The 21,174-nt window shown below is 67.1% G+C and carries 17 protein-coding genes; 12 read left to right on the top strand and 5 right to left on the bottom strand.

Translation table 11 applies throughout. The features are described from left to right. The first annotated feature begins 147 nt into the window (after positions 1–147). The 5 genes from AAIO73_RS12905 (at position 148) to AAIO73_RS12885 (ending at position 5,334) form a co-directional block, all read left to right on the top strand. Positions 148–1,359: an alpha/beta hydrolase gene (locus AAIO73_RS12905; protein ID WP_345878622.1), complete on the top strand. Its 1,212-nt coding sequence runs from the start codon at positions 148–150 to the stop codon at positions 1,357–1,359. A 69-nt stretch (positions 1,360–1,428) separates the two neighbouring features. Continuing rightward, the gene (locus AAIO73_RS12900; RefSeq protein WP_345878620.1) at positions 1,429–1,617 is read left to right on the top strand and encodes a hypothetical protein; all 189 of its coding nucleotides are present in this window, start codon (positions 1,429–1,431) and stop codon (positions 1,615–1,617) included. A gap of 115 nt (positions 1,618–1,732) precedes the next feature. Beyond that, positions 1,733–2,629 (top strand): amidohydrolase family protein, encoded by an 897-nt coding sequence (locus AAIO73_RS12895; RefSeq protein ID WP_345878619.1) that lies wholly within the window; start codon positions 1,733–1,735, stop codon positions 2,627–2,629. Between the two features lie 9 nt (positions 2,630–2,638). Further along, positions 2,639–4,324, top strand: coding sequence for an alpha-L-fucosidase (locus AAIO73_RS12890; protein WP_526023808.1), 1,686 nt, complete (start codon positions 2,639–2,641; stop codon positions 4,322–4,324). Next, positions 4,321–5,334 (top strand): zinc-binding alcohol dehydrogenase family protein, encoded by a 1,014-nt coding sequence (locus tag AAIO73_RS12885; protein ID WP_345878614.1) that lies wholly within the window; start codon positions 4,321–4,323, stop codon positions 5,332–5,334. Before AAIO73_RS12890 ends, AAIO73_RS12885 begins: the two co-directional genes overlap by 4 nt. 114 nt (positions 5,335–5,448) lie before the next feature. Here the strand turns inward: AAIO73_RS12885 and AAIO73_RS12880 are convergent, their stop codons facing one another. Both AAIO73_RS12880 and AAIO73_RS12875 read right to left on the bottom strand, forming a co-directional pair. Next, positions 5,449–6,525, bottom strand: a complete 1,077-nt coding sequence (locus AAIO73_RS12880) for a serine hydrolase domain-containing protein (RefSeq protein WP_345878613.1) — start codon at positions 6,523–6,525, stop codon at positions 5,449–5,451. 92 nt (positions 6,526–6,617) lie between these two features. Further along, entirely contained in the window at positions 6,618–7,919 is a 1,302-nt protein-coding gene (locus tag AAIO73_RS12875) for an MFS transporter (protein WP_345878868.1), read from the bottom strand. Positions 7,920–8,135: 216 nt separating this feature from the next. On the opposite strand from AAIO73_RS12875, the gene AAIO73_RS12870 reads away from it, so the two are divergent. The 4 genes from AAIO73_RS12870 to AAIO73_RS12855 all read left to right on the top strand — a co-directional run bounded on the left by AAIO73_RS12870 (position 8,136) and on the right by AAIO73_RS12855 (position 13,893). Further along, positions 8,136–9,908, top strand: coding sequence for a sensor histidine kinase (locus tag AAIO73_RS12870; protein WP_345878612.1), 1,773 nt, complete (start codon positions 8,136–8,138; stop codon positions 9,906–9,908). Next, a complete protein-coding gene (locus AAIO73_RS12865; protein WP_345878610.1) occupies positions 9,889–11,193 on the top strand; it encodes a sigma-54-dependent transcriptional regulator in 1,305 nt (434 codons plus the stop codon). The genes AAIO73_RS12870 and AAIO73_RS12865 overlap by 20 nt, the downstream gene beginning before the upstream one ends. Beyond that, on the top strand, positions 11,190–12,530 hold the full coding sequence (locus AAIO73_RS12860; RefSeq protein WP_345878609.1) for an FAD/NAD(P)-binding protein: 1,341 nt from the start codon (positions 11,190–11,192) through the stop codon (positions 12,528–12,530). Before AAIO73_RS12865 ends, AAIO73_RS12860 begins: the two co-directional genes overlap by 4 nt. Before the next feature lie 64 nt (positions 12,531–12,594). Beyond that, positions 12,595–13,893 (top strand): dicarboxylate/amino acid:cation symporter, encoded by a 1,299-nt coding sequence (locus AAIO73_RS12855; RefSeq protein ID WP_345878867.1) that lies wholly within the window; start codon positions 12,595–12,597, stop codon positions 13,891–13,893. Positions 13,894–13,895: 2 nt separating this feature from the next. Here AAIO73_RS12855 and AAIO73_RS12850 read toward each other — a convergent pair whose 3' ends face one another. Continuing rightward, the gene (locus AAIO73_RS12850) at positions 13,896–14,492 is read right to left on the bottom strand and encodes an ankyrin repeat domain-containing protein (protein ID WP_345878607.1); all 597 of its coding nucleotides are present in this window, start codon (positions 14,490–14,492) and stop codon (positions 13,896–13,898) included. Between the two features lie 54 nt (positions 14,493–14,546). Here AAIO73_RS12850 and AAIO73_RS12845 point away from each other — a divergent pair, with 54 nt between their 5' ends. From AAIO73_RS12845 to AAIO73_RS12835, 3 genes are read left to right on the top strand one after another with little or no spacing between them, the layout of a single operon-like run. After that, entirely contained in the window at positions 14,547–15,155 is a 609-nt protein-coding gene (locus AAIO73_RS12845; protein ID WP_345878606.1) for an SCO family protein, read from the top strand. Beyond that, positions 15,143–15,586: a YcgN family cysteine cluster protein gene (locus AAIO73_RS12840; protein ID WP_345878604.1), complete on the top strand. Its 444-nt coding sequence runs from the start codon at positions 15,143–15,145 to the stop codon at positions 15,584–15,586. Before AAIO73_RS12845 ends, AAIO73_RS12840 begins: the two co-directional genes overlap by 13 nt. Beyond that, a complete protein-coding gene (locus AAIO73_RS12835) occupies positions 15,583–16,377 on the top strand; it encodes a M48 family metallopeptidase (RefSeq protein ID WP_345878602.1) in 795 nt (264 codons plus the stop codon). Before AAIO73_RS12840 ends, AAIO73_RS12835 begins: the two co-directional genes overlap by 4 nt. Here AAIO73_RS12835 and AAIO73_RS12830 read toward each other — a convergent pair. Continuing rightward, a complete protein-coding gene (locus AAIO73_RS12830; RefSeq protein WP_526023803.1) occupies positions 16,344–18,494 on the bottom strand; it encodes a transglycosylase domain-containing protein in 2,151 nt (716 codons plus the stop codon). The two genes, AAIO73_RS12835 and AAIO73_RS12830, sit on opposite strands and share 34 nt — an antisense overlap. Before the next feature lie 137 nt (positions 18,495–18,631). Then, positions 18,632–20,968, bottom strand: coding sequence for a polyribonucleotide nucleotidyltransferase (gene pnp, locus AAIO73_RS12825; RefSeq protein ID WP_345878601.1), 2,337 nt, complete (start codon positions 20,966–20,968; stop codon positions 18,632–18,634). Positions 20,969–21,174: the final 206 nt, after the last annotated feature.

Below are 21,174 nucleotides of genomic sequence, written 5' to 3'. Positions count from 1 at the left end.
CGGAAGGTGCGGGCGACCAACGCTGGTCGCGTTCGTGCCTATGTAGCAGGAACCGTTCTGCCTGTCGTCTTCCACACCGCCAATTTTCCGTTGCGCGACCGACGACTTTCCCCAACCATGGTCGCAACGAACCAGGGGGAGGGATCGATGAAGGCACGGGTTTTGCTCGCGATATCGGCATCTGCGCTATGGCCGGCGGTCGCGTCGGCGCAAACGCCGGCTCCTGCCGCGCCGGTTGCCAATTGCCTGCCGAAAAGCTGGCTCGACATGCAGCCGCCGTACAAATCGGTCGAGGTCCTGTCCGACGGACGGGTAACGTTCCGGCTGTGCGCTCCCCTCGCGCGCGAGGCGAAGGTCATCAGCCCCGATCTGGGCGACCTGATCCCCGGCGGTGCGACCGATGGCGTCGCCAACGGGCTGGCGCTGACCCGGGATGCGACCGGGCTGTGGACCGGCACGACCGGCCGCGCGGTACCCGCCGCGCCCTATCGCTTCAGCTTTCAGGTCGATGGCGCCCCGGTACCCGATCCGCAGGGCACGATGGTGTCCGAACGGCTGACCGGGGTGACCAGCGTGTTCGAGGTTCCCGGTCCCGCTGCCGCATTTCAGGAATATCGCAAGGACGTCGCGCACGGCGTCGTCGGCACGATCGAATATTGGTCGAACGGTCTGGGGCTGAAGCGGCGGGCGCATGTCTATACCCCGCCGGGCTATACCGGCGATGCGCGGCGCTATCCGGTACTGTATCTGGTCCATGGTGCCGGCGACAGCGACGATAGCTGGACCAGCATCGGCCATGCCCAGTACATCCTCGACAATCTGATCGCCGCCGGACAGGCGGTGCCGATGATCGTCGTCATGCCCGCCGGCCATACGCCGATGCGGCCGAACCAGAACATGCTGGTCAACACAGATTTCGGCAGCGACCTGACCACCGACCTGATCCCGCTGATCGATCGCAGCTATCGCACCGTCGCGAAGCCCGAAATGCGGGCGATGGCGGGATTGTCGATGGGCGGCGCGCATACGCTGAACTTCGGCCTGCCGCGCTCCGACCTGTTCCGCTATGCCGGCATCTTCTCGATGGGACTGGGGTTTCAGGATCCCGCGAAGGAGATTGCCGACTATGAAACGCGCAATGCCGCCGGGCTGCGTCGTTCGGCAAAGGACATGAAGCTCGTCTGGTACGGCATGGGCAAGACCGATTTCCTGTACGGCACGGTCGCGCCGACGCGGGCGATGCTCGACAAATACGGCATCCGCTACACCTATGTCGAAAGCGAGGGCGGGCATGAATGGGGCAATTGGCGCAGCTATCTCAACCAGTTCGCGCCGAAGCTGTTTCGTGTCGGACGCTGACGCAAATCTACCCGGCATGCGGTAGTTCTGCACGATATGGCGGACCCGGTGGCGGAGGTAGGATCGGCCATGCCCAACCAGACCCCGCCCCAGCCGCACGTGATCCCCGAGCCCGAGGACCGCGACTATCTGCTCAAGCGCGCCGACCAGCATCGGCGACAGGGCGAACGATGCGACGATGCCAGCCGGACGATCCATGCCCGGTTTCAGCGCATGTATGAGGATCGCGCTGCCGCGCTGCCGCTGACCGACGACTGATCGCTTGCCACCGGGCCGTTTCGCGAATTAGGATCGCACCCATAAAAAGGTCGCGCATCGGCAAGCGGCCTGTGGGTGAGGCGGCATCGATGCGTCGGCAGCGACAGGGACGGCGGTGACCGCAGGCGACGACCATCGCTCGCCGTTCGTCGACGCGCATTTCCACCTGTGGGACCATGCCGTGCTGCGCTATCCATGGCTCGACGATCCGGCGCAGGCGGCGATCGCGCCCGATTACCGGATCGACGACTATCGGCGCGAGACGGCGGCGTGGAATCTGGTCGGTGCGGTGCATGTCGATGCCGGGGCGCATCCCGATCAGGGGCGGGCCGAGACCGAGTGGCTCGCCAGGGTCGCGGCGGCGGACGGCCTGCCGAATGCGATCGTCGCCCGCGTCGCGCTCGACCGGGCGGATGTCGAGAGCGAACTGGCATGGCAGGCGGCGCGACCGGGCGTGCGCGGTATCCGCCACCTTATCAACTGGCACCCGCGCGATGCGGCGCGCCGCGCCTATGACCGCGACCTGACCCGCGATCCGGACTGGGCGCGAGGCTATGGCCTGCTCGGTAAATATGGGCTGAGCTTCGATTTTCACGGCTTTCCGCCGCAACTGGCGGGGCTGGTCGAACTGGCGCGCGCGCATCCCGACGTGCCGGTGGTGCTCAACCACCTCGCGCTGCCGATCCTGTCCGATGGGCTGGACGAGTGGCGGCGCGGGCTGATCGCCTTTGCCGACCTGCCGCATGCCGCGATCAAGCTGTCGGGGGCGGGCTTTATCGATCCAGCGCTCGACCAAGCGGTGCTCGCGCCGATCGTCGGCGAGGTGATCGACCGCTTCGGTCCCGACCGGGTGATGATCGCGACCAATTTCCCGACCGACCGGCTGGCGGCGGGGCTCGATGCGACGCTGTCGGCCTATGCGGCGCTGTTGTCGGACCTGTCCGACGACGAACGGCGGGCGGTGTGGGGACGAAGTGCCGGTCGCTTCTATCGGCTGGACCTCGATCTGTAGGAGAGAATGATGAAGGCGACACGGCGCGAGATGATCGGCGGCAGCCTCGCTGCGACCGCGATGGCACCGGCGGTGGCGTCGGCGGTGACGACCCAGCCGACGCCGATGGGCGCAGGCCGCGCGCTGAAGGTGCCGCCGCCGGCGCGCTTCACCTCCGACTGGCAATCGCTGACCTCCGGGTACAGCACGCCCGACTGGTTCCGCGATGCGAAGTTCGGCATCTGGGCGCACTGGACCGCGCAATGCGTGCCGGAGGCGGGCGACTGGTATGCCCGCGATATGTATCTGCCGGGCAGCCGTGCCTATGCGCATCACCTGAAAACCTATGGCCATCCCGCCGATCGCGGCTTCATCGAGATCCAGAATCTGTGGAAGGCCGACCGCTGGGACCCCGCCCGCTTACTCGACATCTACAAGAAAGCCGGCGCCCGCTACTTCATGGCGCTGGCCAATCACCACGACAATCTCGACGCCTATGCCTCACGCCATCACCCATGGAACACGACGCGGGTCGGGCCGAAGCGCGACATTGTCGGCACCTGGGCGAAACTGGCGCGTGAACGCGGGCTTCGCTTCGGCGTATCGAACCATTCGGCGCATGCGTGGCACTGGAACCAGCCGGCCTATGGCTATGACCCCGACGGACCGCGCGCCGGCCAGCGCTACGACGCGTACAAGCTGACCGCGGCACAGGGACGCGGCAAATGGTGGGACGGGCTCGACCCGCAGCAACTCTATACCGGGCGGCACATGCCGATGCCCGACGGCATCCGCACCCGCGCGGAAGCCGATTTATGGCACGAGGCAACCGATCGGCTATGGACCGAGGGCGTGCCGGCCAGCAGCGACTTCGCGCGTAACTGGGAACTGCGTTGCCGCGACCTGATCGAGCAGTACCGCCCGGATATGGTCTATTTTGATAATTTCGACCTGCCGCTCGAACAGCACGGGCTCGACCTGACCGCATGGTATTACAACCAGTCGATGGCATGGAATGGCGGCCGGTTGGAAGCCGTGGTTACCGCCAAGACGACGCCGCCGCAGCGGCGTATGGGAATTGTCGATGACGTTGAACGTGGCGGCAAGAGCTATATCGAGCGTTTCCCTTGGCAGACAGATACTTGCCTGGGCAACTGGCACTATGACGCCGATCTGGCCGCGCGCGACGGATACAAGTCCGCGGCCACCGTCATCCATACTTTGTGCGATGTCGTGTCGAAAAACGGGAATCTGATGCTGTCGGTGCCGATGCGCGGCGACGGCACGATCGACGACAAGGAAGAGCGGATCGTCGGCGAGATCGGCGACTGGATGCAGCGCTTCGGCAGCGCGATCTATGCGACGCGGCCGTGGAAGCGGTTCGGCGAGGGACCGACCCGCGCGGGACAGGGGCTGTTCTCGGAAGGCGGTCCGAAGTCGCCCTATGGTGCGAAGGACATCCGCTACGCGACGCGCGGCGACGACCTACATGCGCTGGTGCTCGGCTGGCCCGAAGATAATGTTGTGCGACTGACGCTGCTCGGCAGCGACGACCCGACGCTGACCGGCGAGGTGCGCCGCGTGACCCTGGCCGGCGACGCCACGCCGCTTTCGTTCCGGCGCACCGGCGATGCCCTAGAGGTGACGCTGCCCGCCGCCGCGCGCCATCCGATCGGTGTCGCGCTGATCCTGTCGGGGCGGGGGCTTGCCGCATGAAGGCGCTGGTCTGCGCCGAGCCGTTCGACCTGCGCCTCGAGTCCCGCGAACCGCCCCGTCCGGCGGCGGGCGAGGTGCTGCTGCGCATGCGGCGTGTCGGGCTGTGCGGCACCGACTATCACATCTATGCCGGCAAGCATCCGTTCCTCGAATATCCCCGCCTGATCGGCCACGAACTGGCGGCCGAGGTCGTCGAGGCTCCGGCGGGCAGCGGCCTGGCGGTCGGACAGGTGGTCACGGTCAACCCCTATCTGCCGTGCGGCACCTGTCGCGCGTGCCGGCGCAGCAAACCCAATTGCTGCGCAGCAATCCGCGTGCTCGGCGTGCATGTCGATGGCGGGCTGTGCGAATGGATGGCGGTACCCGAGGCGGCGGTGGTCGATGCGACCGGCCTCAGCCTCGACCAGGCGGCGATGGTCGAGTTCCTCGCGATCGGCGCGCATGCAATCCGGCGGGCGGAGGTCGGCGCGGGCGACCGGGTGCTGGTGGTGGGCGCCGGACCGATCGGCGTGGGCACCGCGCTGTTCGCGCAGATCGCGGGAGCAGAGCGGATCGTGCTGGCCGATACGCGGACGCCACGGCTCGACTATGCCCGCGCGCAATTCGGTTTCGAGGAGACGGTGGTCGCCGATGTGACGCTGGCCAGGACGCTGGCGGCGATGACCGATGGCGAGATGTTCGATCAGGTGTTCGACGCCACCGGCAATATCGCGGCGATGCGCGCCGGCCTCGCTTATGTCGCGCATGGCGGCGACTATACGCTGGTCGGCGTGTGCAAGGACGATCTGGTCTTTGCCGATCCCGAATTCCACAAGCGCGAGACGACGCTGCGCGCCAGCCGCAACGCGCTGTCGGTCGATTTCGACCATGTCATCGCCAGCATCCGCAGCGGCCGGATCGCGACCGATCGCATCGCCACGCACCGCCTGTCGATCGATGAGGCACCGAAGCGGATGCCGCAACTGATCGATGAGGCGGACAGCGTGCTGAAGGCGATCGTCACGGTTTGAGGCGACTGGCCCAGTCCACTCCGTTCGTGCTGAGTAGGGGCTGAGCGAAGTCGAAGACCCGTATCGAAGCACCTCTGACGGTCCTTCGATATGCTGTTTCGACAAGCTCAACAGCTACTCAGGACGAACGGTTGCACCTGTTGATGGCATTCCGGCCCCCGCCTCGGCCGCCGGGATCACCCCGTCCGCCACCAGCCGGTGCAGCGCGTCGATATGGCCATTGTCGCGCGCGGCGTCAGCCACCGAGGTCATGACGACGGTGAGGCGCAGGTCGGGAACGACATAGACCATCTGCCCGCCATAGCCCCAGGCGAAGCGCACCGGGTGACCGCGCATCTCGGTCAGGAACCAGCCATAGCCATAGGCCTGCCCACTCCACGGCGACACCGCGCGCGGCGTCCAGCTGGTCCGCACCCAGTCGGCCGGCAGGATGCGCTTGCCGCCCACCACTCCATCGAGGCGATAGAGTTCGCCGAACCGGGCCAGCGCGCGCGGCGACAGCCGCATCTCGTTGCCGCCGAAGTAAATGCCCTGCGGGTCGGCGGGCCAGACCGGAATGGTGATCCCGAGCGGTTCGCCCAGCCAGTCGCGGGCATTGGCGAGCGTATTGCGCCCGCTCGCCTTGGTCAGCGCCGCCGACAGCAAATGGGTCGATCCGGTCGAATAGAGCATCGCCGTTCCCGGATCGGCGACGAACGGCCGCGACAGCGCGAAGCGGACCCAATTGGGGCTCGATACCCAGCGTCCGTAATATTCGCCCGAGGTCCGCTCCAGCCCGGCCTGCATCGACAACAAATTGCCGATCGTCACCCGCGCGAGCCGGGGATCAGGATCGGCGGGCGCATCGCCGCGCAGGATCGGCAGCACCGGCTGGTCGACGCCGGTGAACACGCCGCGTTCGATGGCGATACCGACCAGCGCCGACATCACCGACTTCGACGCCGACTTTATGTTGACCGGTCGGTCGAGCGGCGGGCCGCCATTGAATACGCGTTCGGTCAGCGGCTGACCATCGCGCAGCACCAGCAGCGACCGCAAGCGGGGAAGCCGTTCGGCGTCGGCGATGGTCGCCCGCATCGCGGTGGTATCCAGCCCGCGTGTCCCGGCCGTAGCGGCAGGTTGCGGCGGCGGCGTCGCACCGCCGTCACAGGCGGCGGTCAGCAGCAACAGGCAGGGGAGCAGCGCGCGCATCGCTCCCATGTCGGCGGTCGGCGGCCACATACAAGTCGGGCGGCAGGTTGCCCCGCCGCCCGTCGAAGGTGGAAGGAGATCGGGAAAGCCGATCAATCCTCCTGGATAAGGCTGTTCTTTCCGGAGTCCCGCATCCGCAGATAGACGATCAGCGAGATGCCGATCATCGCGGTGACGTACCAGTAAAAGCCACGTTCCCAGCCGGCATCCTTGAACTTCAGCGCGACGAATTCCGCCGTGCCGCCGAAGATGGTGTTGGCGAGCGCATAGGGCAGTGCCACGCCCAGCGCGCGGATATGCGCCGGGAACAGCTCCGCCTTCACCACCGCATTGATCGAGGTGTAGCCGGTGACGATGATGAGCGCGGCCATCACCAGCAGTCCGGCGGTCGTGGCGTCGCGCGTCTGTTCCAGCGCACTGAAGATCGGATAGGTGAACAGCACGCCCGCAATGCCGAACGCGACCATCAACGGCTTGCGCCCGATCTTGTCCGACAGGCCGCCGGCGATCGGCTGCAACAGCATGAACACGAACAGGGTGATCGCGTTGATCTGGGTCGCGGTCTCCTTGGAAAAGCCCGAGGTGTTGACCAGGAACTTCTGCATGTAGATCGAATAGGCGTAGAAGGCGAGCGTACCGCCGGCGGTCAGCAGCATGACCAGTGCGGTTTCCTTCGGATGGTTGCGCAGAAGCATCAGGAAACCCGACTTCGGCGCATCGGTCTTCTTCGCGTTCTTATAGCTTTCGGTCTCGGCAAGGCCGCGTCGCAGATAGAAGACGACGACGGCCAGCACGGCACCGACGAAGAACGGAATGCGCCAGCCCCATGCTTCCAGCTCGGCCTTCGGCATCACCGATTGCAGCAACAGCAGCAGCAGGATCGCCAGCAACTGGCCCGAGATCAGCGTGACATATTGGAAGGACGAGAAGAAGCCGCGCCGATCCTTGCCCGCCATTTCCGACAGATAGGTCGCGCTGGCACCATATTCGCCACCGACCGACAGCCCCTGCATCAGCCGCGCGAGTACCAGCAGCGCGGGAGCGATCAGGCCGATCGATTCATAGACCGGGGTACAGGCGATGATCAGCGAGCCGGCGCACATCAGCGTCACCGACAGCGTCAGCCCGGCCTTGCGGCCATGGCGGTCGGCATAGATACCCATGATCCACGCGCCGATCGGGCGCATGACGAAACCGATGGCAAAGACGGCCGCGGCGCTCAGCAGCTGTGCGGTCTGGCTGGTCGACGGAAAGAAATGCGGCGCGAAATACAGGGTGAAGGCGGAATAGACGTACCAGTCGAACCACTCGACCAGATTGCCGGTCGATCCGCCGATGATCGATTTCAGGCGCGAATTGGTCGACGGACCGGCCGCGACCGATGGATGGGGTATGGAGGCCACAGCATCTCTCCCAAGATTGCCCGTGCGGACATTGATGCCGCACTACGGACCGAAGAATGGCCCATGCCGGACATTCTATGAACCATTTTTCGTGCAAGCGTAAGTCACTGTAAAATAACAGTATATTGTCCTGATAGCTGCGATGTATGCCGAATCCGCGCAAAAATCCGCATGGCGCCGCCCGGCGTCGTGCGGTAAACTGCACGCATGGGCTGGCTGTACCGCAGGACGACGCTGCTCGCGGGGATCATCGCGGCAATCGCCACGATCGGGATGATCTGGCTGGCGGCGTTCATCTGGTTCGAACGATCGGGCCTTGCCGAGCTACGGGACGATACCGCCCGGACGGCGCGGCAACAGGCGCGACTGTTCGCCAGCGACCTCGCGAAATTCCGGCTGCTGCCGATCGTGCTCGGCGAATATACCGATCTGCTCGATACGCTCCGGCGGCGCGATCCGGCGGCGACCGACCGCATGAACGGCAAGCTGGCGATGCTGGCACAGCGGACCGGTGCGCCGGTCATCTACCTCTTGGATCGCGACGGGATGACGGTGTCGGCGTCGAATGCCGGCACGGCGGAAAGCTTTGTCGGGCGCGACTATCGCTTCCGACCCTATTTCGTCCGGGCGATGCGGCAGGGCGCGGCCGAATATTTCGCGGTCGGCAATGTCAGCGGGCGGCCGGGCCTGTTCCTCGCGCGCCGGATCGGCACTGCCGGCGACCCGGCGGGCGCGATCGTCGTGAAGGTCGAGTTCGACGACCTGATTCGGGCATGGTCGAGCGATCCGGGACAGACGCTGGTGAGCGACGGGCGCGGCATCGTGCTGTTCGCGACCGATGCCGAAGAACGATTCCGGATCACCCGGCCGCTTTCCGCCGCCATCCGGGCCGATATCGCCCGCAGCGGTCAATTCGGCAATGCGCCGCTGTCGCCCAGTCGCTATCGCTTCGGCGCCGACATGGCGCGGGGGCCGGGCGGCGACGACATGCTGCTCGCGCGTGTCGCCATGCCGCTGGCCGGATGGCAATTGCTGCATGTCGTCCCGACGCAGCGGACGCTGCGCGATGCGGCCGCGCTGGCACGGTTGACGACGATCGCCGCGTCGCTGGCGATCGCTGCGCTGCTCGCGCTGTTCCTGTGGCGTTCGGCACGGGCGGCGCAGGCGGCCCGCTATCGGGCGTCGCTGGAAAGGGCGGTGGCGGAGCGGACCGCTGCGTTGCGCGCGGAGATTGTCGAGCGGACCGCGATCGACCGCCGGTTCCGCGAAGCGCGCGAGGAACTGGCGCAGGCCAATCGGCTGGGGTCGCTGGGATCGATCACTGCGGGCCTGGTCCACGAGATCAACCAGCCAGTGGCGACGATCCGGACGCTGTCCGAAAATGCGCAACATCATCTGGCCAGCGGGCGGATCGACCGGGTGGCGGCGAACCTGGCGACGACGGTCGACCTGACCGCGCGGATCGGTGCGATCACGCAGGAGATGCGGCGCTTCGCCCGGCGGGGAAAGGGAATGGTCGGTCCGGTGCCGCTCGATGCGGTGATTGCCGGCGCGCTGTTGCTGGTCGGCGACCGGTTTCGCATGGCCGGGGTGGCGCTCGACCTGCCGACTGCCGGGCAGCCGATGGTGCGCGCCGGGCGGGTGCGGCTCGAACAGGTGCTGGTCAACCTGCTGACCAACGCGCTGGAGGCGGTGCAGGGCACGCCCGATCCTTGCGTCGCGGTGCAGGTCGAACCGTCCGGCGATCGAGTGCTGCTGACCGTTGCCGATAACGGCCCCGGCATCGATCCGGCGATCGCCGACGACATCTTTCAACCCTTCGTCACCGCCAAGGCCGATGGGCTGGGTCTGGGGCTGGGGATCGTGCGCGACATCGTCACCGAATTCGGCGGCATGGTGACGGTGGTGCCGTCATCCTCGGGCGCGACGTTCCGCGTGACATTGCAGAAGGAGACGGGCGATGATCCTGCTGATCGATGACGACGACGCCCTGCGGACGGCGCTGGTCGACTCCTTCGCCATTGCTGGGCTGGAGGTGGCGGACTTTGCTGATGCGACCGCCGCGCTGGCGCGCGTCACGCCCGACTTTCCCGGCATCGTCGTCACCGACATCCGCATGCCCAAGATGGACGGCCATGCCGTGTTCGAGGCGGTCAGCGCGCGCGACGGCGAAATTCCGGTGTTGCTGATGACCGGGCATGGCGACGTCGCGATGGCGGTGGCGGCGATGCGCGACGGGGCGTTCGACTTCATCGCCAAGCCCTTTGCCGCCGATCACCTGATCGCCAGCGTCCGCCGCGCGCTGGAGGTACGGCGGCTGGTGCTCGAAAACCGGCGGCTGCGCGCGTCGGTCGATGCGGCGGCGGAGGACGATTATCCGCTGATCGGTACGACGCCGGCAATGGATGCGCTGCGCGACAAGCTGCGGCAACTGGCGCAGATCGACGTCGATGTGCTGATCGAGGGGGAGACGGGCACCGGCAAGGAGCTGGCGGCGCGGCAACTGCACCGCTGGAGCAAGCGGCGGCATCACGGCTTCGTTTCGGTTGATTGCGCGGCGCTGCCCGACCATCTGGTCGACGAAATCCTGTTCGGCACGCGCGGCAGCGGCGGGCGCATCGCCGAGGCGGATCGCGGCACGCTGTTCCTCGACGAGATCGACAGCATGTCGAGTGCGGTGCAGGGCAAGCTGCTGCGCGTGATCGAGGAGCGCGAACTGCCCGCCAATGGCCGCGAACCGCCGCGCGTCGTCAATCTGCGCGTGATCGCCGCCGCCAAGTCGAACCTGGCGCAAGAGGTCGCGAACGGGCGGTTCCGCGAGGATCTGCTGTACCGGCTGGAGACGATCCGGCTGCGCATCCCGCCGCTTCGCGAACGCCGCGCCGACGTGCCGATGCTGTTCGCATGGTTCCTGCGCGATGTGGCCGCGCAATATGACCGGCCGGTGCCCGCGATCACTGCCGAGGTCGAGGCGCGCCTGATGACCGATCCGTGGCGCGGCAATGTCCGCGCGCTACGCAACTTCGCGGTGCAAACCGTGCTGGCGCTGACCCGCGACGATCCGGGCGAGGCGGGGCTGTCGCTGACCGAACGCCTCGCCCGGCTGGAGGCGGCGATGATCGGGGAGGCGCTGCAACAGGCCGGCGGCGACGTGACCGCGACCGCAGAGGTGTTGGGGCTGCCGCGTCGCAGCCTGTATGACCGGTTACAGCGCCATGGCATCGACGCCAGCAGCTTCCGCCGGCGCGAAGGGGATGCGGCATGATCGATCACGTCGCGATCGTTGGCGCGGGTTTTTCGGGAACGCTGCTCGCCATCAACCTGCTGCGCCATGACGGGCCACGTGCAACGCTGATCGAGCGCGGCGGGGCGGCGGGGCAGGGGGTCGCGTACGGCATGGCGCAGCCCGACCATCTCCTCAACGTCCGCGCCGCCAATATGAGCGCCTTTCCCGACCGGCCCGACCATTTCGTCCGCTGGCTGGCCGAACGCGGCGACACGCAGGGCGCCGGCGATTTCGTGCCACGCGCGACCTATGGCGCATATCTGCGCGAACTACTCGCCGGGGCGCAGGCAGCGGCGCCCGATCGGCTGACGATCGTCGAAGGCGAGGCGATCGATTGCGACGGCGGGCGAGTGACGTTGCGCGACGGGCGGACGGTCGCCGCCAATGTCGCGGTGCTGGCGGTCGGCAATCTCGCGCCGCAGGTGCCGCCGGGATTGGAAGCGGTGATCGGATCGCCGGCCTATGTCGGCAATCCATGGGATGCACGCGGGACGGCAGGGTTGGGTGACGACGATTGCGTACTGCTGGTCGGCACCGGGCTGACCATGGTCGATGTCGTGCTGACGCTGGAGGCGCGCGGGTTTGCCGGGCGGATGGTCGCGCTGTCGCGGCGGGGGCTATTGCCGCATCGTCATGCCCCCGCCACCCCCGGCGATCCACCGCGGTCCGAACGTCCGCGTCCGCCGCTGTCGGCCCTGGTGCGCGAGGTGCGCGCGCGCGGGGAAGTGATCGGCTGGCGCAGCGCAATCGACGAACTGCGCCCCTTTACCCAAGGCATCTGGGCGGCGGCGGAGGGCAACGAACGTCGCCGTTTCCTGCGTCATTTGCGGCCTTGGTGGGACATTCATCGCCACCGTCTGGCCCCCGCCGTTGCCGTCCGGATCGCGGCGCTGGTCGACAGCGGGCGGCTGACCGTGCTGGCGGGCAAAACCTGCGATGCGGTGCCGAACGGCGATGGCATCGACGTCCGGTGGCGACCGCGCGGTGCCGAAGCCTGCGAAACGCTGCACGTCGCGCGCATCATCTGCTGCACCGGGCCGCAAGGCGATCTGGCGCGGACCAACGATCCGTTGCTTTGCCAACTGCATGCGCGGGGTAGCATCCGTCCCGATCCGGAGCATCTGGGCGTCGAGGTCGAATCGACCGGCCGCGTGCGGCGCGCCGATGGCGAAACCGACGATTCGCTGTTCGCGATCGGTCCTATGACCCGTGGCGCCTTCTGGGAGATCGTCGCCGTCCCCGACCTGCGTCGCCAAGTATGGGACGTCGCACGCTATTTATCGAATGCGCACTGGGTCGGCGGCGAAGGCCTGTAATGCTGCGTTGCGGCGATGCTAGAATTGCTTGGTTGTCGTCGACGAAGCAGTCTCCAACATGCCCATGATGCAGAAATCCACATATCGGCCGTCGTTCGGAGTCCAGGTTGCGATCGGCATGGCCGTGGGCATCGGTTTGGGGTTCCTCGCCGCGCAGGCCGGCGGCGCCGATGGCACGATCGGGACGACACTGCACACGATCGGGCAGATTTTCGTCCAATTGCTGAAGGTGCTGGTCCCGGCATTGGTGTTCACGGCGATCGTCGGATCGATCGCGGCGCTGCGCGATTTGCCCAATGCCGCGCGGCTGGTCGGGCAGACGCTGTTGTGGTTCGCGATCACCGCGTTGATCGCGGTATCGATCGGCATCGTGCTCGCATCGGTCATCCAACCCGGCTTGCAGAGCAGCGCGGCCGTCGCCACCGCCGCCGCGCCGACCACCGTGGGTAGCTGGCTCGATTTCCTGAAAGGGCTGGTGCCGGCCAATCTGCTCGGCCTGACCGCGACGACGAAGGTCGTCGATGGCGCGGCGACCACCGCGCTGGGCTTCAACGTCCTGCAGATCATCGTGGTCGCGATCGCGGTCGGTGCCGCCGCCGTCCGGGTCGGGGCGGCGGGCGAGCCGTTCCTCGCCTTCAACACCTCGGCGCTGATGATCCTGCGGCGGCTGCTCCGCTGGGTGATCGCGCTGACCCCGATCGGGTCGGCGGCGCTGATCGGCGATGCGATCGTCCGCTATGGCTGGAGCACGCTTTCGTCGCTCGGCGCGTTCGCCGGCACGGTCTATCTCGGCCTCGGCATCGTGCTGCTGGTCGTCTATCCGCTGTTGCTGGCGGTGCATCGCATCGACCCGCGCTGGTTCTTCCGCCGGGCATGGCCGGCAATCCAGCTCGGCTTCGTCACCCGCTCGTCGGTCGGTACGCTGCCGGTGACGCAGGAGCTGACCGAGCGTGCGCTGGGTGTGCCGACCGCATATGCCGCCTTTGCCGTGCCGCTTGGATCGACGACCAAGATGGACGGATGTGCGGCGATCTATCCGGCGGTCGCGGCGATCTTCGTCGCGCAATTCTTCGGACTGACGCTGCACGCCGCAGATTATGCGCTGATCGTGATGGTATCGGTGCTGGGATCGGCGGCGACCGCCGGGCTGACCGGCGCGACCGTCATGCTGACGCTGACGCTCACCACGCTCGGCCTGCCACTCGAGGGGGCGGGGCTGTTGCTGGCGATCGATCCGATCCTCGACATGGGGCGCACCGCCGTCAATGTCGCCGGGCAGATGCTGGTGCCGACGATCGTTGCCAGGCGCGAAGGGCTGTTGGCCGAACGAACGGCGCCCGTCGACGTCGCACTGGCGGGCTGAGCTTACAGTCGCGGGCCGGCGACAGGCGCCTTTTCGACTGCGGCGGGCTTGTCGTTGATCGTCTTGAGCAGCACCGGCGTGCGCGTATCGCGCTTGGCATAGTCGCGCGCCGACATGCCGGCGATCACGTCGGGCTGGTCGGGATTGGCACCGGCGGCGATCAGCGTGCGGACTATGTCGACATTGCGCAGTTGTACCGCGCGGATCAGCGGGGTCTCGCCGCTGCTGTTGCCGAGGTTCAGATTCGCCTTGCGTGCCGCCAGCGCGTTGATCGCCTCGACCGATCCGGCCTCTACCGCCAGCAATGCGGGCGTATTGCCGCGATTGTCCTGAATATTGGGATTGGCCCCCTTGGCGAGCAGGAAGCGGAGATAGGTCAGGTTGCCGTTCTTGGCGACGATGTGCAGCGCGCCCTCTCCGGTCGAGCGGTCCTTGGTATTGATGATCGTCTGGCCCGGCTGACCGAGAATGTCGTTGACCTTGTTCCCGTCCTCATCGCGGATCGCCTTCAGGAAGACATAGCCCGGCGACATCTGCTGGGCCTGCGCGGCGGCGGGCAGCATCAGCGCGGCGGCGAGGAGGAGGCGGATGGCGGGCATGGAACAGGCTCCGAAAGAACGTTACGCGGCTTGCAAGGCGTCGCCTATCAGATCATGGCTGGCAACACCATGAACAGCATCGTCCGCATCCTCGCGCCAGCGCTCGCGCTGGCCCTTGCCGCCTGTGGCGGACAGGCCGAATCGCCGGGCACCCCGCCGCTCGCCGGGGCACGCATCGGCGGGCCGTTCGTCCTGACCGATTCGTCCGGCAAGGTGGTCCGCGACACGGACTTCGCCGGCAAATGGCGGATCATGTATTTCGGCTATACTTATTGCCCCGATGTCTGCCCGGTCGATGTCCAAAATATCGCCGCGGGCGTGAAGGCGTTCGAGGACGAATCGCCCGAGCTGGGAGCGAAGGTCGTGCCGATCTTCGTCACGGTCGATCCCGAGCGCGATACGCCGGCGGTGGTCGGCAAGTTCGTCGCCGCCTTCCACCCGCGCATGGTCGGCCTGACCGGCAGTGCGCAGGCGATCGCCGATGCCGCGCGTGCCTATGGCGTCACCTATGCCAAGTCGCAGCCGCCCGGCGCCACCGAATATCTGATGGACCATAGCCGCACCGCGATCCTGATGGACCCGCAGGGCCGCCCGGTCGCACTGCTGCCGCAGGATGAGGGCGGACCAGCGGTCGCCGCCGAGCTGAAGAAATGGGTCCGGTGAGCGGCCGTTTCTGGGAGGAACTGCCGCTCGCCGCGCTCGACCGCGCGCAGTGGGAGGCGCTGTGCGACGGCTGCGGCAAATGCTGTCTGCACAAGCTGGAGGATGAAGATACCGGCGAGATCCATGCGACCAACGTCGCCTGCAAGCTGCTCGACCGCCGGATGGGCCAGTGCAGCGACTATCGCCACCGCCATGCCTATGTCCCCGAATGCGTGCGATTGAACGCGCGCAATGTCGGCGAGATCGAATGGCTGCCCTCGACCTGCGCCTATCGGTTGCGCAACGAGGGCAAGCCGCTCCCCGACTGGCATTACCTGAACAGCGGCGACCGCGAGAGCGTGCATGCCGCCGGCCAGTCGACGCGCGGGTGGACGGTGTCGGAAAACGACGTCGGCGACCTTGAGAACCACCTGACCGACCGGACGTTGTGATCGACGGCGTCGAGGTCGTCCGCCACCCCCGCGCCCGCGTCGCGCGGCTGTCGGTCGATCCGGCGACCGGGCGGGTACGGCTGACCGTGCCGAAGCGGATGGCGCTTGCCAAGGCCGTTGCATGGGCGGGCGAGAAGGCCGACTGGATCGCGGCGCAGCGGGCGAAGTTGCCGCAAGGGCGGCCGTTCGTCGACGGCGCGCTGGTGCCGGTGGCGGATCGAGCGGTGCGGCTGCGGTGGATCGAAGGCGGCTCGCGGACGGTGCGCTTCGTCCCTGCCGCCGACCGTGCCCCCGCGCAGGCGGGGGCCCAGGGCCAAGCAGAACAGCCGTCAGCGATTGGGGCTCTGGATCCCCGCCTGCGCGGGGATACGGCTGAGGATGACGAATGGCTGCTCACCTGCGGCGGCCCGATCGAACAATTCCCCGCCCGCATCGAGCGCTGGCTCAAGCGCGAGGCTCTGCGCGTACTCGCCGAAGACACCGCGCATTATGCTGCCAAGGCCGGCGTCACCGTCGCGCAGGTAGCGATCGGCGATCCCAAGGCGCGCTGGGGCAGTTGCAGTTCGAGCGGCACGATCCGCTATAGCTGGCGGCTGCTGCTCGCGCCCGGCTTCGTCCGTCGCGCCACCGTCGCGCACGAGGTCGCGCATCGCGTCCATATGCACCACGGCCCCGCCTTTCACGCGCTGGTCGCCACGCTGTTCGAGGGCGATCCCGACGCCGCCCGCCGCTGGTTGCGGGCGGAAGGGGCCGGGCTTCACTGGTTCGGGCGGGCGTCCTCTTCCGGATAACCCGGCGGCGGCACCGGCTGGCGGCGGTCGGGTAGCGGCCGGCGTTGGGGCGGTACCGGCGGATCGGAGCGCGGGCCGCGACCGAGCGCGCGGTCGATCCAGTCCTGATCGAGCTGTTCGTCTGGGGCGCGCGGCTGCGCCGGTGCGTCGTCGCCCTGATCGACATCGCCCTGATCGTCACCGGTGCGCGGCTGCTCGATCGGATTGCCGTCGGGATCGACATACACCCGGTCGTCGGGCGCGCCGTAATAGCTCTCCGCGTCAGGTTCCTCCTGCCATTCGGGCAGCGTCACCTTGGTATTGAACTCCTCGACCGGCCGACTTGCCACCGCCTGGCGCATGAACGCGGCAAAGGCGCGCGCGGGCGCGGTGCCGCCCTGTAGTCCCGCCACCGCCTTCGCATCGTCACGGCCCATCCACACGCCGGTGGTGATGCCGGACGAAAAGCCCATGAACCAGCCGTCCTTGTACGACGTGGTCGTGCCGGTCTTGCCCGCGACCGGGCGGCCGATCTGTGCCGCGCGACCGGTGCCGGTATTGACGGCGGTCTGGAGCAGGTCGGTCATCTGCTGCGCGACATAGGGGGCGACCAGCACCCGCGAGCTGTCGACCTGATGCTGGTAGATGACCGATCCGTTGGCGGTGACCCGGGTGATGCCATAGGGGACGACCGCCGTCCCGCCGCTTGCCACCGACGCATAGGCGCGCGTCAGGTCGATCAGCCGCACGTCGGAGGTGCCGAGCACCATCGCCGGCTTGGTATTGATCGGGGTGGTGATGCCGAAGCGCCGCGCCATGTCGGCGACGGTCGCGAAGCCCACTTCCTGCCCCAGTCGCGCCGACACGGTGTTGAGCGAATAGGCGAAGGCGGTGCGCAGCGACACCTGCCCGCTATAGCGGCGCGAAGCGTTGCGCGGCGTCCAGCCGTCGATCGTGATCGGCGCGTCGTTGACCTGGCTGTCGGGGTTCATGCCGGCTTCGAGCGCGGCGAGATAGACGAACAGCTTCCATGCCGAACCGGGCTGACGCGTCGCCTGCGTCGCGCGGTTGTAGATCGACGACACATAGTCCTTGCCGCCGACCAGCGCCCGGACCGCCCCGTCGCGGTCGAGCGCGACCAGCGCGCCCTGCACGCCTGCCGGGGCGTTGGCGCGGATCGCGGTATCGGCGCTTTGCTGCATCGCCGGGTCGAGCGTGGTCCACACGTCGAGCGGTGCCTCGGTCTCATCGATCAGCGTTTCGAGCTGCGGCAGCGCCCAGTCGGTGAAATAGCGGACGCTGTTCTGTTGCGGCTCGGGGGCCAGCTTGATCGCCTGCGGATCGGCGTCCATCGCCTGCGCCGCGGTGATCGCGCCGGTTTCCTGCATCAGCTTCAGCACGACGCCGGCCCGTCCGACCGCCGCCTCGGCATCGGCGGTGGGGGAGTAGCGCGAGGGCGCCTTGACCAGCCCGGCGATCACCGCCGCTTCGGACAGCGACAGGCTGGTGCCGGGATGGTTGAAGAAGCGCCGCGACGCCGCGTCGATGCCGTAGGCACCGCCGCCGAAATAGACTTTGTTGAGGTACAGCTCGAGAATCTGGTTCTTGGTAAACTTTCGCTCCAACGCAAGTGCCAGGATGATCTCGCGGAACTTGCGCCCGACGGTGTAGCTGTTCGACAGGAAGATGGTGCGCGCGACCTGCTGCGTGATCGTCGATGCGCCCTGCAACCGCCGGCCGGTACCGCGCGTCTCGATCGCGAATTTGGTGATTCGCGCCAGCGCCACCGGATCGACGCCCCAGTGCGAGCGGAACCGCCGATCCTCGACCGCGACCATCGCCTCGCGCATCGGCGCCGGGATCTGCGAATAGGGAATCCATTCCCCATAACTCGGCCCGAGCGACACGAGGATCGACCCGTCGGCCGCCCGCACGCGAATCATCTGGCCATTGGGGGAGGATTTGAGCTGGTTGAAGCTCGGGATGTTCGATTTGGCGTTATAGACCGCGACGACCAGCGCGATCGCCGCCATCACCGCGAAGCCGAACCCGATCCCCAGCGTCCAGCGCAGGATGCGCCGCCAGCGGGAGGGAGCGGCGGCGGGCCGCTTCTGCGGACGTTGGGAAGAGCGTGCCATGAAGATGCGCCGGATACCGCTTCCGGGCGGGGGGGCACAAGCCCCGAGCGGTGATGCGCGCCGGAAGCGCCGCGTTCCGCCCAACAAAAAAGGGCCCGCGTCGCCGCGAGCCCTTCTTCAAATCGACCGGCGAACGATCAGTTGTCGGTGATGAACGACGGCAGGCCAGCATTGCCGCCTTCGTCCTTCGATTCCTCGCGACGCGGACGGTCGCCACGATCGCGGCGGGGGCCGCGGTCGCCACCGTCGCGGCGGGGGCCGCGATCGCCGCCTTCGCCGCGGGGACCACGGTCGCCGCCGTCACGACGCGGACCACGCGGGCCACGGTCGCCGCCTTCGCGCGGTTCACGCGCCGGGCGGGTGTCTTCCAGCTCGGCACCGGTTTCCTGATCGACGACGCGCATCGACAGGCGCACCTTGCCGCGCGGATCGACTTCGAGGACCTTGACCTTCACTTCCTGGCCTTCGGACAGGACGTCAGCGACCTTCTCGACCCGCTCGTTGCGGATTTCGGAGACGTGGACGAGGCCGTCCTTGCCACCCATGAAGTTCACGAACGCGCCGAAATCGACCAGATTGACGACCTTGCCGTTGTAGATCTTGCCGACCTCGGCCTCTTCGACCAGGCCCTTGATCCAGTTGACGGCGGCTTCGATCTGCGCCGGATCGGACGACGACACCTTGATGACGCCCTCGTCGTCGATGTCGACCTTGGCACCCGTGGTGGCGACGATCTCGCGGATCACCTTGCCGCCGGTGCCGATGACTTCGCGAATCTTCGACTTGTCGATCGAGAAGGTTTCGATCCGCGGCGCGTGAGCCGACAGCTCGGTGCGGGTTTCGCCCAGCGCCTTCGCCATTTCGCCGAGGATATGGGCGCGGCCTTCATTCGCCTGCGCCAACGCGACCTTCATGATCTCTTCGGTGATGCCGGCGATCTTGATGTCCATCTGGAGCGAGGTGATGCCTTCGCTGGTGCCCGCCACCTTGAAATCCATGTCGCCAAGGTGATCCTCGTCGCCGAGGATGTCGCTGATGACCGCATAATCCTTGCCCTCGAGGATCAGACCCATGGCAATGCCCGACACCGGACGCTTCAGCGGTACGCCGGCATCCATCATCGACAGCGAACCGCCGCAGACCGTCGCCATCGACGACGAGCCGTTCGACTCGGTGATGTCCGACAGGACGCGGATCGTGTAGGGGAACTCGTCCTTCGACGGCAGCACCGGGTTCAGCGCGCGCCATGCCAGCTTGCCGTGACCGACTTCGCGACGCCCTGGCGCACCGAAGCGGCCGACTTCACCGACCGAATAGGGCGGGAAGTTATAATGCAGCATGAAGCGTTCATAGTGCAGGCCGTTCAGGCCGTCGATCATCTGCTCGGCGTCCTTGGTGCCGAGCGTGGTGGTGCAGATCGCCTGCGTCTCGCCACGGGTGAACAGCGCCGAACCGTGCGCGCGCGGCAGGAAGTGGACCATCGCCTCGATCGGGCGGACCGTCTTGGTGTCGCGACCGTCGATGCGGCGGCCGTCCTTCAGGATGGCGGTGCGGACGATCTCGGCTTCCAGCTTCTTCACGAGCTTGAGTGTACCGAGATACTGCGCCGGATCGCTTTCCTTGAGGTCGGCGAAGGCGTCGCGTGCCTTAGTGCGGGCGTCGTTGATCGCGTTCTGGCGCGCCTGCTTGTCGGTCAGCTTATAGGCCGCGGTCAGGTCCTTGCCGATCAGCGACTTCAGCTTCTTCTTGGCGGCCGACTGGTCGGCGACCGGTGCCAGTTCCCACGGGTCCTTGGCAGCCTGTTCGGCGAGGTCGATGATGCAGTCGACGATCTTCTTCGACGCGTCGTGCGCGAACACAACGGCGCCCAGCATGACCTCTTCCGACAGCTCCTTGGCTTCGGATTCAACCATCATCACCGCGTCGCCGGTGGCGGCGACGACCAGGTCGAGATCGCCTTCCTTCACCTGATCCAGCGTCGGGTTCAGGACGTACTCGCCATCAATGTAGCCGACGCGGCCTGCGCCGATCGGGCCCATGAACGGCACGCCCGAAATGGTCAGCGCGGCCGAGGCGGCGATCATCGCGACGATGTCCGGCTCGTTTTCGCCGTCATAGCTCAGCACCTGGGCAATGACGTTGATTTCGTTGTAGAAGCCTTCGGGGAACAGCGGACGGATCGGACGGTCGATCAGGCGGCTAACCAGCGTTTCCTTTTCGGTCGCGCCGCGTTCGCGCTTGAAGAAGCCGCCGGGGATGCGGCCCGCAGCCGAATACTTCTCCTGATAGTGGACGGTCAGCGGGAAGAAGTCCTGCCCTTCCTTGACCGAGCGGGCGGCGGTGACCGCGCACAGCACCACGGTTTCACCCAGCGTCGCGATGACCGCGCCGTCGGCCTGACGCGCCACGCGGCCCGTTTCGAGGGTCAGCGTCTTGCCGCCCAGGTCCATGGTGCTTTTCTTGATATCGAACATTGCGTTTCCTTTACACCGGCGGCCCTATGCGCGCCGGGGCAGCTTGGGTGGTTGTCCACCCCGAGTGTCGGACCGTTTCGGCCCGGTGTCCCGCATCGCCGGATTGCGGCGGGACGGCTTGGCCGGAGATCCGGTCGCAAAGCCTATACCCCGTTTCGCGGGGAATTTCGTGGGCGGAGTTGGCCGCCCCCCATGGAAAAAGGGCG

It is taken from the genome of Sphingomonas epibiotica (assembly GCF_039615155.1).
In the GTDB taxonomy this organism is placed as follows: domain Bacteria; phylum Pseudomonadota; class Alphaproteobacteria; order Sphingomonadales; family Sphingomonadaceae; genus Sphingomonas.
The sequence above is the reverse complement of the archived record's forward strand: the minus strand, read 5'-3'. Positions and strand labels throughout refer to the sequence as shown.

What these genes read in the sequence shown, in the direction of transcription:
- AAIO73_RS12905 (WP_345878622.1), top strand. Translation starts at nt 148, where the DNA reads ATGAAGGCACGGGTTTTGCTCGCGATATCGGCATCTGCGCTATGGCCG.
- AAIO73_RS12900 (WP_345878620.1), top strand. Translation starts at nt 1,429, where the DNA reads ATGCCCAACCAGACCCCGCCCCAGCCGCACGTGATCCCCGAGCCCGAG.
- AAIO73_RS12890 (WP_526023808.1), top strand. Translation starts at nt 2,639, where the DNA reads ATGAAGGCGACACGGCGCGAGATGATCGGCGGCAGCCTCGCTGCGACC.
- AAIO73_RS12885 (WP_345878614.1), top strand. Translation starts at nt 4,321, where the DNA reads ATGAAGGCGCTGGTCTGCGCCGAGCCGTTCGACCTGCGCCTCGAGTCC.
- AAIO73_RS12880 (WP_345878613.1), bottom strand. Translation starts at nt 6,525, where the DNA reads ATGCGCGCGCTGCTCCCCTGCCTGTTGCTGCTGACCGCCGCCTGTGAC.
- AAIO73_RS12870 (WP_345878612.1), top strand. Translation starts at nt 8,136, where the DNA reads ATGGGCTGGCTGTACCGCAGGACGACGCTGCTCGCGGGGATCATCGCG.
- AAIO73_RS12865 (WP_345878610.1), top strand. Translation starts at nt 9,889, where the DNA reads ATGATCCTGCTGATCGATGACGACGACGCCCTGCGGACGGCGCTGGTC.
- AAIO73_RS12860 (WP_345878609.1), top strand. Translation starts at nt 11,190, where the DNA reads ATGATCGATCACGTCGCGATCGTTGGCGCGGGTTTTTCGGGAACGCTG.
- AAIO73_RS12855 (WP_345878867.1), top strand. Translation starts at nt 12,595, where the DNA reads ATGATGCAGAAATCCACATATCGGCCGTCGTTCGGAGTCCAGGTTGCG.
- AAIO73_RS12850 (WP_345878607.1), bottom strand. Translation starts at nt 14,492, where the DNA reads ATGCCCGCCATCCGCCTCCTCCTCGCCGCCGCGCTGATGCTGCCCGCC.
- AAIO73_RS12845 (WP_345878606.1), top strand. Translation starts at nt 14,547, where the DNA reads ATGGCTGGCAACACCATGAACAGCATCGTCCGCATCCTCGCGCCAGCG.
- AAIO73_RS12840 (WP_345878604.1), top strand. Translation starts at nt 15,143, where the DNA reads ATGGGTCCGGTGAGCGGCCGTTTCTGGGAGGAACTGCCGCTCGCCGCG.
- AAIO73_RS12830 (WP_526023803.1), bottom strand. Translation starts at nt 18,494, where the DNA reads ATGGCACGCTCTTCCCAACGTCCGCAGAAGCGGCCCGCCGCCGCTCCC.
- pnp (WP_345878601.1), bottom strand. Translation starts at nt 20,968, where the DNA reads ATGTTCGATATCAAGAAAAGCACCATGGACCTGGGCGGCAAGACGCTG.